Source organism: Nocardia spongicola, from assembly GCF_047200775.1.
In the GTDB taxonomy this organism is placed as follows: Bacteria; Actinomycetota; Actinomycetes; order Mycobacteriales; family Mycobacteriaceae; genus Nocardia.
Genome location: NZ_JBJZOO010000009.1, coordinates 32,427 through 45,613, shown reverse-complemented (window position 1 = coordinate 45,613; position 13,187 = coordinate 32,427). Strand labels below are relative to the sequence as shown.

At 64.0% G+C, this 13,187-nt stretch carries 10 protein-coding genes; 4 read left to right on the top strand and 6 right to left on the bottom strand.

Annotated features, from left to right (window positions below; all coding sequences use genetic code 11):
• Window positions 1–3: 3 nt before the first annotated feature.
• The 5 genes from ACL02S_RS17150 to ACL02S_RS17130 form a co-directional block, all read right to left on the bottom strand.
• Window positions 4–930: a decaprenyl-phosphate phosphoribosyltransferase gene (locus ACL02S_RS17150; protein ID WP_412803442.1), complete on the bottom strand. Its 927-nt coding sequence runs from the start codon at window positions 928–930 to the stop codon at window positions 4–6.
• Between the two features lies 1 nt (window position 931).
• Window positions 932–1,471, bottom strand: coding sequence for a phosphatase PAP2 family protein (locus ACL02S_RS17145; RefSeq protein WP_412803505.1), 540 nt, complete (start codon window positions 1,469–1,471; stop codon window positions 932–934).
• 104 nt (window positions 1,472–1,575) lie between these two features.
• Complete coding sequence (locus ACL02S_RS17140) at window positions 1,576–3,585, bottom strand: glycosyltransferase (RefSeq protein WP_412803441.1); 2,010 nt, start codon at window positions 3,583–3,585, stop codon at window positions 1,576–1,578.
• 7 nt (window positions 3,586–3,592) lie between these two features.
• Window positions 3,593–4,822: a UDP-galactopyranose mutase gene (gene glf / locus ACL02S_RS17135; RefSeq protein ID WP_412803440.1), complete on the bottom strand. Its 1,230-nt coding sequence runs from the start codon at window positions 4,820–4,822 to the stop codon at window positions 3,593–3,595.
• Between the two features lie 162 nt (window positions 4,823–4,984).
• Window positions 4,985–5,749 carry a MerR family transcriptional regulator gene (locus tag ACL02S_RS17130; protein WP_412803439.1) on the bottom strand — a complete coding sequence of 255 codons (765 nt, stop codon included), beginning with the start codon at window positions 5,747–5,749 and terminating at the stop codon, window positions 4,985–4,987.
• 299 nt (window positions 5,750–6,048) lie between these two features.
• Between ACL02S_RS17130 and ACL02S_RS17125 the strand changes: the two genes are divergently transcribed.
• Window positions 6,049–8,136 carry an N-acetylmuramoyl-L-alanine amidase gene (locus ACL02S_RS17125; protein ID WP_412803438.1) on the top strand — a complete coding sequence of 696 codons (2,088 nt, stop codon included), beginning with the start codon at window positions 6,049–6,051 and terminating at the stop codon, window positions 8,134–8,136.
• Between the two features lie 60 nt (window positions 8,137–8,196).
• On the opposite strand, the gene ACL02S_RS17120 is transcribed toward ACL02S_RS17125, so the two are convergent.
• Window positions 8,197–8,997, bottom strand: coding sequence for an HAD family hydrolase (locus ACL02S_RS17120; RefSeq protein WP_412803504.1), 801 nt, complete (start codon window positions 8,995–8,997; stop codon window positions 8,197–8,199).
• A gap of 209 nt (window positions 8,998–9,206) precedes the next feature.
• On the opposite strand from ACL02S_RS17120, the gene ACL02S_RS17115 reads away from it, so the two are divergent.
• From ACL02S_RS17115 to ACL02S_RS17105, 3 genes are all read left to right on the top strand, one after another.
• Window positions 9,207–10,184, top strand: coding sequence for an ABC transporter permease (locus tag ACL02S_RS17115; RefSeq protein WP_412803437.1), 978 nt, complete (start codon window positions 9,207–9,209; stop codon window positions 10,182–10,184).
• 70 nt (window positions 10,185–10,254) lie between these two features.
• Window positions 10,255–11,175, top strand: coding sequence for an ABC transporter permease (locus tag ACL02S_RS17110; RefSeq protein ID WP_412803436.1), 921 nt, complete (start codon window positions 10,255–10,257; stop codon window positions 11,173–11,175).
• Window positions 11,172–13,049, top strand: a complete 1,878-nt coding sequence (locus ACL02S_RS17105; protein WP_412803435.1) for an ABC transporter ATP-binding protein — start codon at window positions 11,172–11,174, stop codon at window positions 13,047–13,049. Before ACL02S_RS17110 ends, ACL02S_RS17105 begins: the two co-directional genes overlap by 4 nt.
• The last annotated feature ends 138 nt before the right edge of the window (window positions 13,050–13,187 follow it).

Genomic DNA, 13,187 nt, shown 5'->3' with positions numbered 1-13,187 from the left:
TCGTCAGGTGAGATAGACAGCGACACCTACCGCTCCGATCCAGGCGACTGCGAGGCATTGCAGGACACGATCCCCCAATGCGATCTCTTCCGGTTCACCGGCCTCGCCGCCATCGACGTCGACCGCGTAACGCAGGATTGCGATGGTAAACGGGATCATCGAGATGGCGAACCAGGTGGTCTCGTTCAACCGGTCCTGCTCGAAGGCCCATAGTCCATAGAACACCACCACTGCCGTCGCGGCGAGGGTCCAGGTGAAGCGTAGATAGGTGGGGGTGTAGTACTCCAGCGATTTGCGGATCTTCGCGCCGGTACCCAATGCGATCTGCAGTTCCGCGTAGCGCTTACCCGCGGCCATGAACAGCGAGCCGAACGCCATGATCAGCAGGAACCACTGGGAAAGCGGGATATCCGAGGCCGCGCCGCCCGCGACAGCGCGCAGCAGGAAGCCGGAGGACACGATGCAGATGTCCAGCACCGCCTGATGCTTGAGCCCGAAGCAGTAGGCCAGCTGGATACCGATGTAGACCGCCATCACCACGGCCAGCTGCCACGACGCGAGGAACGATGCGGCAATCGAGCCGGTCAAGAGCACGGCCGAAAGCGCATAGGCCAGATTCACCGGGACGACACCCGCGGCGATCGGCCGGAACCGCTTGGTCGGATGTGCGCGATCGGCCTCTACGTCGAGGGCATCGTTGACCAGGTAGATGCCAGAAGCCGCCATACAGAACACCACGAAGGCCATGCCGACATGCGCTAGGACATCCGCATCGGTGACCGTGCCAGCGGCCAGCGGCGCGGCGAGCACGAGCACATTCTTGACCCACTGCCGCGGACGGACGGCCTTGAACAGCCCACTGGCCAGTGTCTTGGGTGGGCCCTTGACAACGGCCTCGGCCAGGTCGGCGCCGGTCGGCTCTTCACTCATGTCAACCAAGGCTCTTTCTTGTGCGGTCACTATCGAGTCTCTTTTCGGCAGCGAGCAGGGCAGCGGCGGACGCGGCGCCGAGTGCGGAACCGGCGAGCACGTCGGAGGGATAGTGCACCCCCAGAACCACTCGGGACAACAGCATCGGGGGAACGAGCACCGCAGGCAAGGGTAGCCCGGTCACTCTGCCGAGCAACACGGCCGCCGCGGTAGTCGAGGTCGCGTGCGAGGACGGGAAACTGAGCTTGCTCGGCGTCCCGACGTTGACCTGCACCGATGGATCATGCGGGCGGGGCCGTCGGACAATGCGCTTGATCGCGATCGAGGCGGCGTGCGCACCGACCGCGCCGACCGCGACGCCGGCCCACTGCCTGCGGCGCGGCTTGTCCAGCAACCAGCCCGTGGCGGCGATACCCACCCAGCCGAGCGCGTGCTCCCCGAAATGCGACATACCACGCGCCGCGGATACCACGGCGGGCTTATTGCCCAGGGTGGCCTGTACTGCGGTGATGATCGCTACCTCCGAAAGCGCCGCGGGCACTGCCCGCGCCTGCCCGGCCGCCGATCGCATCGGGCCGCCGTGGCCGTTCGCGCTGTGCAACGGCGGCTCTAGCGCCGCGCCGTCAGCCCCGTTCGATGCGAGACTCACTGCTTGCCATCCTTCGTGTTGTCTGTGTTGTCGCTGATGCCGAAAACTTGTTCCCAGGCCGCGGTACTGGTCAGCTTGGGGTGGGCGCTACGGTAGCGCTGCCGCATTTCGGGGAAGCGAGCGGCCAGCTCCTTACGCAGGCGCATGGCCTCCTTCAACAGGCTCAACGCCTGGCGCGGATCCCGCTTGCGATAGACCACACCTCTGCCGTCGGCCGTGGTGACGGTGACCCCATCCACCTGGGAGAGCAGGAACCAGCGAGCATCCAGCGTCGGCACATTCAGCTGCGGGGTCTCATGATGTGCGGCGCGCGCGGGACGCACATTGTGCAGCAGGCCCTTGACCAGCCGCGTCACCTTGGCGATCGGATTGGCGGGCTCACCGACCGCACCGATATCGATATGGCTGGCCAAAGGTAGTTCGGTAGACGAAGGCAGGATGACCGCATCCGGATACTGCCTACGCAGCGCATGCACCGCACCCAGTGCGCTGGGCAATAGCTGGAACAACCGCTCTGGGCCTGCGAGGAAATCGCGGATAGCCAGATTCTGGATCGCGACCGTCGAATATTCCAGACAGAGCAGGTGTTTCAGGGTCGCCTTGATCGTATCGGCCACCATGGCTCGGCCATTTCCCGGCAGATGCAATGCGGCCACGACCAAGCGATTACGCAGGTGGAAGTACGCCTGCCAGTCGATAGCGTCGTCTTTATCGCTCCAGGCCATATGCCAGACCGCGGCGCCGGGCAAGGTGACGGTGGGGTATCCGGCGGCCCGAGCGCGCAGGCCGTACTCCACGTCGTCCCATTTCAGGAACAGCGGAAGGGGCTGGCCGAGCTCCTCGGCGACCCGACGCGGGATGACGCAGGTCCACCAACCGTTGAAATCGACATCGATGCGCCGATGCAGCAGCTTCGAATTATCCCGGTCGGTGAGCGGGTATCTGGAGAAATCGTGGTCGTATTCGACATTCGGCGCCGCGCTCCACATGAAGACGTTCCGGTCGACGACCTCGCCCATAACATGCAGATGCGAGCGCTCCTGCAAATTGAGCATCTGACCGCCGACCAGCACGGGCGATTTCGCGAAGCGAGCGAACGCCAGCGCGCGCAGAATCGAATCCGGCTCGATCTGGATATCGTCGTCCATATAGACGATGTATTCGGCATCGGTAGTCCGCAATGCCTCGTACATCACGCGGCTGTAGCCACCCGAACCGCCGAGATTGGGCTGATCGTGAATAGCCAGCCTGCCACCGAGCGCCGCGGCCGCCTCCATGAAGCCCGGCTCGTCGACCACCTTTTTCGTGCCCTGGTCCGGGATGATGACGGTTTCGATCTGCTCCAGCACCAAGGGGTCAGAGCCGAGCGCTGTCAGCGTCTGTACCGCATCGCCAGGGCGGTTGAAAGTGGGCATGCCCACCGCGATGCTGCCGATGCCAGGCGCCTCGACCGGCGCGTACCAGCCACCGGACAGCACGGTGACCGCGGTATCGGTGGTGATGTCGAACCAGATCCAGCCACCGTCCTCGAACGGGCCGAGATCGGTCTCGAATTCCACGACCACCGAGTCGATACCCGGTGCGGTGATGTCCTCCGGATCCACGGTATCCGGATCCGCGTGCTTATCCGCGAGGCCGGATCCCCCGGTGAACTCCTTGCCCTGGATGTGGATCCGGGAACCATCGGCCTTGGACCGGTACATGTCCACCCGGCCGTGGCCGATCAATTCCAGCCGGAGCACCACCGAGGACACGATGGTCCAGCGCCGCCAGTAGCTCGCGGGCAAGGCGTTGAAGTAGGTACAGAACGAGACCTCGGATTCCGCGCCGATCGCCAGCGAGGTACGGGTGACGGCATGCGCGCGCTTGGCGTTGCTCGCCGACTCCTCGAGGTAGAGGGTGCGCACATCCAGCGGTTCGCCCGGCCGGGGCAGGATGATGCGCTGCAATAACGCCGCGGCCCTTGTCTCGACGGCGCTGTCTTCCACAACAGTTTGGGTGGTCATTACGCTCCTACCCCTCGTGATCGGCAGCCAGCGGGGCGCCGTCGCGCAGATGCGGGTGCAGCACATTGTCGAATGTGCTCAGCGCACTGCCGATCGCCATGTGCATATCCAGGTATTGATACGTGCCGAGACGACCACCGAAGATCACTCCCGCCGTCGCGGTCTCTTCTTTGGCCAGCGCGCGATAGGCAAGTAGCTTCGCCCGGTCTTCCGGGGTATTGATCGGGTAGTACGGCTCGTCGCCGGTCTGCGCGAACCGCGAGTATTCCCGCATGATCACGGTCTTATCGGCGGGGTATTCCCGTTCCGGATGGAAGTGGCGCGGCTCGATGATGCGGGTGTAAGGCACATCCGCGTCGTTGTAGTTCATCACCGAGGTGCCCTGGTAATCGCCGAGCGGCAGCACCTCGGTCTCGAAATCGATGGTGCGCCAGCCCAGCTCACCCTCGCGGTAGTCGAAGTAACGGTCCAGCGGGCCGGTGTAGACGACCGGTGCGTCCTGGCTCTCGGCGCGCAGCTGTTCACGCACCTCGAACCAGTCGGTATTCAGCCGCACCTCGATCAGATCGGAAGCGGCCATATTCTCCAGCCACTTCGTGTATCCCTCGCGGGGCAACCCCTCGTAGGTGTCGTTGAAGTAGCGGTTGTCGAAGGTATAGCGGACCGGGAGCCGGGTGATATTACCCGCGGGCAGTTCCTTCGGATCGGTCTGCCATTGCTTGGCGGTGTAATCGCGCACGAACGCCTCGTAGAGCGGACGGCCGATGAGCGAGATGGCCTTCTCCTCGAGATTCTGCGCATTCTCGGTCTCGATCTCCGCGGCCTGTTCCGCGATCAGTGCGCGCGCCTCCTGCGGCGAGAAGTAGCGACCGAAGAACTGGGAGACCAGACCGAGGCCCATCGGGAACTGGTAGGCCTGCCCTTTGTGCATCGCGAAGACGCGGTGCTGGTATCCGGTGAACTCGGTGAACTGTGTGACGTAGTCCCACACTCGTTTGTTCGAGGTGTGGAAAAGGTGCGCGCCGTACTTGTGGATCTCGATTCCGGTTTCCGGGTCCGGTTCCGAATAGGCATTACCACCGATGTGGTGGCGGCGTTCGACCACAAGAACCCGCTTACCAAGCACCGTAGCGGCACGTTCGGCAACGGTCAGTCCGAAGAATCCGGAGCCGACGACGATCAGATCGAACTGTGAGGCGGATTTGACGGAGTTATCCGGGGACGATGCGACGGTCACGGGAGCCCAGCGTATCGGAAGTCCTCGCCCTATCCAGGGGGAGCCGGGGGCTGTGCTGGAAGGCACAGCCCCCGGCTCCGGTTCCACCCCGGCAATCGCTCCTCAACCAGCGGCTACGACAACCGCGCCAGCGGTCCGTTCCATGCGCTGTAGGCCAGTGCGCTATAGGCGCCGCTCGGCGTAGATCTTCATCGCCGCGCAGACGAACTCGGCGGTACCGACGCCGTGTTTATCGTAATTCGCCGTAAAGCGCGGATCCGCGACGTACATCTCCCCCAAGCCGATGAAGGCTTCCCGTACCACCGGCCGCCCTCGCCAGCCGAGGCCGATCCAGTCGTAATGGCGCTGGACGATGGCTTGCACCTCCTCGCTGTCCGGCGTGAGCCCGCGGGCATGCGCCCGGCCGTAGTCCGCGGTGATATCCAGGTGGGTCTGCTGGAAGGCATTCTTGTCCGCCTCGGAGATCGACCGCCACCAGCGGTCACTCTGCTCATAGGCGTCCTTACCCCAGCGCTCGATGACCTCGTCTTTGTACTTCGTGTGGTCGAAACCGTCGAAAACTTCTGCCGCCACGAGTCGTTCACCTCTTTCCGTTTTCCGCAGTGTTGTTCGCACCGACTCGATCTGGCGCCGGATCCGGTCCTGTTCCTGCTGGAGCAGTCCCAAATGCGTGCGCAGCGCGGCAGCGGGCTCCTGCGCACCGGCCAGAATTTCGGCGATGACCGGTAAGCCGAGGCCGAGTTCACGCAGGAGCAGAATGCGTTGCAGCCGCACCAAGGAGTTCTGGTCGTAATAGCGATAACCGTTGGCGCCGATCCGGCTCGGCGGTAGTAGCCCGAGCTGTCCGTAGTGGCGCAATGTCCGGCTGGTGGTACCGGCCGCCTTCGCCAGTTCCTGGATAGACCATTCCCCGGTAGCCCTCGGCATCACCGTTCTCCCTTATTGCTCTCGTCGGTGCTTGTTCTCGTCGACACAATGAGCATGCACATTGACGTAGCGTCAAAGTCAACTGTGCCGCGACCGCATCGCTTCCACGGTTTTCCGGGAATGTTCGGATCGCTAGCGGCATGTCATCGCATTAATTTGCTATCCGATAGCTACCTTCACGCAAGGACATCATTCTCAGCACCCGGTCCCGCGCTGTCACTGCTGTGGACATTTCGACTGTTGATATGCCGAAAAGTGACCCCGAACAGCTCATGATCACTGGTTCGACCTGATTGGAGATGCTCGTGCGGTACCGCAAACCGAAACGCTCCTATGCGCTCCCGATGGTCACGGCCCTCGCGGTAGCTGCTCCGCTCGCGACGCTCATGTTCGGCGACTCGAACAACTACCATGCGGCAAGCGACAGCGAACCGGTCTCCGTCCCGACCCAGCTCACCGAGATAGCGCTCACCCAGGCGCCGGATACGGTGCTCCCGCTGCGTGAACTCAACGGATTGGATCTCCCCGACCTGCGTCTTTCCGATCTACGCATGCTCGAGACGCCGGAGTCCGTTCCGGCTCCTGCCGGACTACCACTACCGACAGAGCCGCGACTACCTGAAGAATTCCCCCTACCCAGCGATAATTCCGGACAGCCCGCCGCTCCGGAGACAACCCCGGTTCCGGCGCCCCATCGCCCGCAGCCGCCCGCGGCGCGGATTCTCGCCGCCAACCCGCGCGACACACGTCTGCTCGCCGACCCCGTCCGGCTCCAACCCGGTACCACCGCCGATACTCCCGCATTGTCTCCCGGCGCCATACCCCCAGAACTGATGGATCAGGTAGGGGCGCAGGTCAAAGAGCTTTCCAGCGAAAAACCCTTCAGCATGGTCGCCCTCACCGCCGATGAGCTGGCGAATACCAGAGCGGCGATCCGCGCCAAACAACCCGACGGCGCCTGGGGAGCGTGGTACGACGCCGAACCGGTGGGAACCAACCACTCCGGCGCGAGCACCGACGGCACCGAACCGATCTACGTCGGCACGACGAACGCGGTGCAAGTGCTGGTCACCCGCACACCAACACCGCAGGCAACAGCGATAACGCCACAGGTGACGACGATGACACCGCCGGCACTCGGTGCCGACCACACAGCTCGGCGACCCGTCGAGCACACCAGCGACCCGGCCGAGCACATCGCCGGCCTGACCGCTGTACTCATCGATCCCGGCCGCGGCCCGGCCGACGGCGCACTGCACGCAGCGGCAGTAGCGCTCCCCGCAGGCGGACCGGGCGTGATCACCCGCGCCCAGTGGGGTGCCGACGAATCCCTCCGCTGCGCCGGACCCGTCTTCGACAATGGTCTCGGCGGTGTCACCGTGCACCACACCGCGGGCAGCAATAACTACGGCAGGTCCGAATCAGCGGGGATAGTCCGCGCGATCTACGCCTATCATGCGAGAACATTGGGTTGGTGCGATATCGGCTATCACGCCTTGGTCGACCGGTACGGCCAGATCTTCGAGGGGCGCTTCGGCGGCCTCACCCTCCCGGTGCAGGGTGCGCACGCGGGCGGATTCAATGAGAACACCTCGGGTATCGCGCTGATGGGCAACTACGAGTCCCAGCAACCAACGAACGAGGCGATCAACGCGCTCGGCACGATCGCGGGCTGGCGTGCCAAAGTCGCGGCCCTCGATCCCAAGGGCTACACCACGATGTACTCCGAGGGCACCTCGTACACCCCGTATGCCAGGGGCACAGCCGTGCAATTGCCGATCATCTTCGCGCACCGTGATGTGGGCAATACCGACTGCCCCGGTGATGCGGCCTACGCGCTGATGGATCGGATCCGCGATATCGCCGCGGGCGCACCGGGCAGCCCCCTGCTCGCGATCCCTCCGATCCCAGGACTTCCCGCGCTTCCCGCACTTCCCGCGATCTCACAGGACGACCTGACAGCTCTCGCCGAGTTCACGATCAAACTGCTGAACTTGGTGCACGACAACATCATCGCGAAATACTGGGCACAATCGGGCGGACCGACCGGACCACTCGGCATCGCCCTATCGGACGTACTACCCGCCGCACAGGGGCAGCAGTACGCGAAGTTCACCAACGGCTACGTCTACACCACTCCGGAAGGACAAACCGTAGAAGTACTCGGCGCCATCAGAGATCGCTTCGTGCAACTCGGGGCCGACGCAGGTGCGCTCGGACTTCCACTGCGCAACGCCTACCCGGTCCACGACGGTTTGCGTGCCGAATTCCAGCACGGCGCACTGATTCTAGAGCGGAACACGGGAATCGTCACGACGGTATGGGAGACCTCCGGTGCGAGCCACCCGGTTCAGCCGCAGCAGAGCAATCCTCCCGCTGGTCGGTGAGTTCGGCTACGAATCACGGCTACCGGCACTTTCCGCCGCGACACCCGCCGAACGGCTCGCTCAGCCCCACCAGCGTTCCAAGATCCTGGCCACCCCGTCCGCGGAATTGGATTCGGTGATCTCGTCGGCGGCGGCGAGCGCTTCGGGGTGGGCGTTGCGCATCGCGACGCCGTGGCCTGCCATGGTCAACATCGGGACATCATTGGGCATATCACCGAACGCGACGACGGTTTCCGCGGCCACCCCGAGCCGCTGGGCCACCGCCGCCAACCCCGAAGCCTTGGTGACACCGGGCGCGGACAGTTCGATGAGTCCGTGTTCGGTGGAGTAGGTGATATCGGCGCGCTCCCCGACTATCGGAGCGAGCGCCGCGCGCATATCGGAGCTGCGCGCACCCGGTAGCCGGACGAGCATCTTGATAGCGGGCGCGTCGATGACCTCCTCACGGGCCACCGCGGTGTCGTCCGGGTTGAGCCAGGCGTGCACATACAGCGGTGAGCTGACGAACTGCGGTGTGACCGCATCGTGCGCACTCGCACCGACCCGCTCGGCCGCGAGACCACAGCCAGGCAACGCCCGCTCGGCGACCTCGGCGAGCCAGGAAAGCGTCGCCACATCCAATGTCACGCTGTCCAGCACCCGATCGGTAGCGCTGTCGTAGAGCACCGCACCGTTACCGCATACACATAACGGCGCGTATCCCAGTCCCTCCACCACCGGAGCGATCCAGCGCGGCGGACGCCCCGTGGCCAGTACGAACGACACACCGTCCGCGAGGAGCGCACCCACCGCGGCCTTGGTCCGGTCGGTAACTCGCTCCTCATGATCGATGAGCGTGCCATCCACATCGGTGGCGACCATCTTCGGCTTCGGCAGGTGCAACTTCGGCAAGTGCAAAGACGTCACTTCTCCTATCCTGCCGGACCGCCCTTCACCGTCGCCCGGCCCGTCTGCTGATCGGATCGGACATGCCCGATCCCCACTCATGACACGCGCCGAAGCGACTACATCCTTATGATCGGGGGCTAATCGACGACGCTGGCCCCGCCAGCCGAAAGACCAGAGGACTGATGACCGGCTTCCTGCTACGACGTGCGTTCAACTATGTCGTGCTGTTGCTGCTGGCCTCGTTCCTGACGTTCAGCGTGGCATCCCTGACGTTCCACCCCCTGGACAGTCTGGAGCAGCGGAACCCGCGGCCACCGCAATCAGTGATCGACGCCAAGGCCTCGGAGCTGCACCTCGACGACCCGATCCCACAGCGATATCTCACCTGGCTGGCGGGCATTCCGCAAGGTGATTTCGGCACCACACTCGCAGGGCAGCCGGTGAGCGAAGAACTGCCGCGACGGGTCGCGGTGAGTCTGCGGCTGCTGATCATCGGTTCACTGGTCGGCACCGTACTCGGGGTGTTGATCGGCGCGGCGGGCGCGATCAGGCAGTACAAGATCAGTGACTACTTCACCACCGTGGTATCACTGCTGATCTTGAGCACTCCGATCTTCTTGCTCGCGACCTTGCTCAAATATGGTGCTCTGGAGATCAATACGCTCGCCGGATCGCAAATATTCCTCTATACCGGCGAGACCTCGGCGAACGCGATCGAGGGATTCTGGCCGCAATTGCTAGACCGGCTCCAGCACCTGGTTCTGCCCACAACCGCCCTCGCCCTCGGCGCTATGGCCGGCTACAGCCGCTATCAACGCAATGCCATGCTCGACGTACTACAGGCCGATTTCATCCGCACCGCCCGCGCCAAGGGGCTCACCAGGAGTAAGGCGCTCTACAAGCACGGCCTGCGCACCGCGCTGATCCCGATGGCCACGCTGTTCGCCTACAGCCTCGGTGGCCTGATCACCGGCGCGACGTTCACCGAGAAGATCTTCGGCTGGCACGGCGTCGGTGAATGGCTGGTCGATGCGATCAACGCCCAGGATCTGTACGTGGTAGTGACAGTGACAGCGTTCGCGGGCCTGGTCATATTGATCTCGGGTCTGCTGTCCGACATCGTCTACGCGATACTCGACCCACGGGTGCGTGTGCGGTGAGCGACCGACTCGGAGCAGGTAGCCTGCGTAACCACCAAGAGCCCGGCAATTCCACCTCGAGGGCAGCAGCATGACCGAAACCGAAGTCATCGTCCAAGGCGCCCCCGATGTCGCCTCGGTCGGGCGACGAAAGCTGGTCTTGCGGCGCTTCCTGCGCAACAAGCCCGCTGTCGCGGGTGGGGTGATCCTGATCGTGCTGTTCGCCGCGAGCTTCCTGCTTCCTCCGCTGCTACCCTACGACTACCAGCAGCTGGACTACACCGCGCTACTCCAACCGCCGAGCTTCGAGCATCCGTTCGGTACCACCCAGATCGGCCAGGATGTGCTCGCACAGACCCTGCGCGGTTTGCAGAAATCCTTGGTCATCGGCTTGTCGGTCGCAGTGTTCTCCACCCTGATCGCGGCGACCGCCGGGACACTCGCCGGGTTGCTCGGCGGCTGGACCGATCGCGCGATCATGTGGCTGGTCGACCTGCTGTTGGTGATTCCGAGCTTCATCATCGTCGCGCTGTTCGCACCGCGCACCAAGGGCAGTGGATCCATTCTGCTGTTGATCGTCCTGCTGTCCTGTTTCGGCTGGATGATCTCCGCGCGTATCGTGCGCGGCCTGACCATGAGCCTGCGCGATCGCGAATTCATCCGGGCCGCTCGGTATATGGGCGCACCGACCCGCACAGTGATCATCAGCCACATCATCCCGAATATCGCCTCCATCCTGATCATCGACACCACCCTCGCTGTCGGGGCGGCGATCATGGCCGAAACCGGTTTGAGTTTCCTCGGTTTCGGCGTGCAGCCACCAGATGTATCGCTGGGATCGTTGATCGCTATGGGCACCAAGTCGGCGCTGACCTACCCCTGGCTGTTCATGTTCGCAGGTGGTTTGCTGATCATCACCGTACTGAGCGCGAACCTGGTCGGTGACGGGCTACGAGACGCATTCGATCCCGGTGCCAAGCGGGCTCGGTCGAAGAAGAAGGCACAAGCATGACGGGTTCCGGCGCAACCACGACACCAGTCGAGCGACACTCGACCACACCGCTGCTGGATATCACCGATCTGCGTGTCTCGTTCCCCAGCGAGGAAGGCCGGATCGACGCGGTCCGCGGTGTCACCTACACGGTGTCCGACGGCGAAGTGCTCGCCATCGTCGGCGAGTCCGGTTCTGGCAAGTCGGTGTCCGCGCTGGCGGTGATGGGGTTGCTGCCGGAACAGGCGCGCATCAACGGCTCCATCCGATTCCGCGGCCGCGAGCTGCTCGGGCTCAACGATCGCCAAGTGTCCACACTGCGCGGCAGTTCCATCAGCATGGTGTTCCAGGACCCGCTGTCCGCACTTACCCCGGTCTACCGGGTGGGTGAACAGATCGCCGAAGCCCTGCTAGCGCACGGCACCATGAGCAAGACGGCGGCTGCGAAACGGGCGGTGGAACTCCTCGATCTGGTCGGTATCCCCGATGCTGAAGTGCGGGCCAGGGCGTTCCCACACGAATTCTCCGGCGGCCAGCGCCAACGCGTCGTCATCGCGATGGCGATCGCCAACGATCCGGCGCTGATCATCTGCGATGAGCCTACGACCGCGCTCGACGTGACAGTGCAGCAACAGATCTTGAATCTGCTACGCGAAGCACGGGATATCACCGGCGCGGGCGTCATCATGATCACCCACGACATGGGCATCGCCGCCACGCTGGCTGACCGGGTCGCCGTGATGTACGCGGGCAAGATCGTCGAGACAGCTACCACCGCAGCGCTGTTCGGCGCACCGCGCATGCCCTACACCGTTGGGCTGCTCGGCTCGATTCCGCGTATGGACGGTCAAGCGCGCGGGCGGCTTATCCCGATCGTCGGCGCACCGCCAGCCATGCACGCGCTGCCGCCTGGCTGCTCGTTCGCACCACGCTGCCCGGTCGCGATCGAGGAATGTAAGGCCGCCGAGCCGCCGCTGGAGCTGATCGCTCCGGAGCACGCCGCCGCCTGTATTCGCACCACAGAGGTCGATACGGACCAGTTGTTCGAGGCATACCGTGGTGAGGCAGGCGAGCCGAAGCTGGAAGCCGAGGTGGAAGCCGAGGTGGTGTTACGGGTTTCGGACCTGGTGAAGATCTTCCCGATCACCTCCGGCGTGATATTGCGCCGCCGCAAAGGCGAGATCCGAGCGGTCGATGGCGTCAGCTTCGAGGTGCGGGCCGGACGTACCTTGGCATTGGTCGGCGAGTCGGGCTCAGGCAAGTCCACCACGCTCACCCAAATTCTCGATCTGGTCCGCCCGCAGGCGGGCACCATCGAGGTGATGGGCAGCGACGTCGCAACACTGAGCAAGGCACGCAGGCGAGAGATCCGCAGGAAGATGCAGATCGTCTTCCAGGACCCCACCGCCTCGCTCGACCCGCGCCTGCCGATCTTCGATGCACTCGCCGAACCGTTGCGCATCGACGGGCGGCCACGGTCCGAGATCGTCCGCCGGATACCGGAATTGCTCGAACAGGTGGGGCTGCGTCCGGAACATGCCGACCGCTACCCCGCCGATTTCTCCGGTGGTCAGAAGCAGCGCATCAGTATCGCCCGCGCACTCGCGCTGGATCCGGAGTTGCTCGTGCTGGACGAGCCGGTGTCCTCACTGGACGTCTCGATCCAGGCGGGTGTGCTGAACCTGCTGCGCGATCTGCAGGCCGAGCGCGGGTTGTCCTATCTATTCGTCTCGCACGACCTGTCGGTGGTGCGCAATCTGGCTCATGACATCGCGGTCATGTATCAGGGAAAGATCGTGGAGTACGGCGCTGCCGAGCAGATCTTCACCGCTCCCGCGCACGAATACACGCGAGCACTGATCGATGCCGTGCCGGTACCGGCCGTCAGGTATTAGGAAAGCGACCGATGCGGGTGGATTCGATGGAACAACGGCCGCGATCGGCATCCGCAGCGCGGACTACCGGTCCAGGGAGCGCACCCCGTAGGGACTGCGTCATGATCAGTTCCCCGATGTAGATACGCAGCAGCGCTG

Bases quoted from the DNA above. Each gene is read 5' to 3' on its own strand.
- ACL02S_RS17120 (WP_412803504.1), bottom strand. From the start codon at position 8,997: ATGGTCGCCACCGATGTGGATGGCACGCTCATCGATCATGAGGAGCGA.
- ACL02S_RS17150 (WP_412803442.1), bottom strand. From the start codon at position 930: ATGAGTGAAGAGCCGACCGGCGCCGACCTGGCCGAGGCCGTTGTCAAG.
- ACL02S_RS17115 (WP_412803437.1), top strand. From the start codon at position 9,207: ATGACCGGCTTCCTGCTACGACGTGCGTTCAACTATGTCGTGCTGTTG.
- ACL02S_RS17125 (WP_412803438.1), top strand. From the start codon at position 6,049: ATGCTCGTGCGGTACCGCAAACCGAAACGCTCCTATGCGCTCCCGATG.
- ACL02S_RS17105 (WP_412803435.1), top strand. From the start codon at position 11,172: ATGACGGGTTCCGGCGCAACCACGACACCAGTCGAGCGACACTCGACC.
- ACL02S_RS17140 (WP_412803441.1), bottom strand. From the start codon at position 3,585: ATGACCACCCAAACTGTTGTGGAAGACAGCGCCGTCGAGACAAGGGCC.
- ACL02S_RS17110 (WP_412803436.1), top strand. From the start codon at position 10,255: ATGACCGAAACCGAAGTCATCGTCCAAGGCGCCCCCGATGTCGCCTCG.
- ACL02S_RS17130 (WP_412803439.1), bottom strand. From the start codon at position 5,749: ATGCCGAGGGCTACCGGGGAATGGTCTATCCAGGAACTGGCGAAGGCG.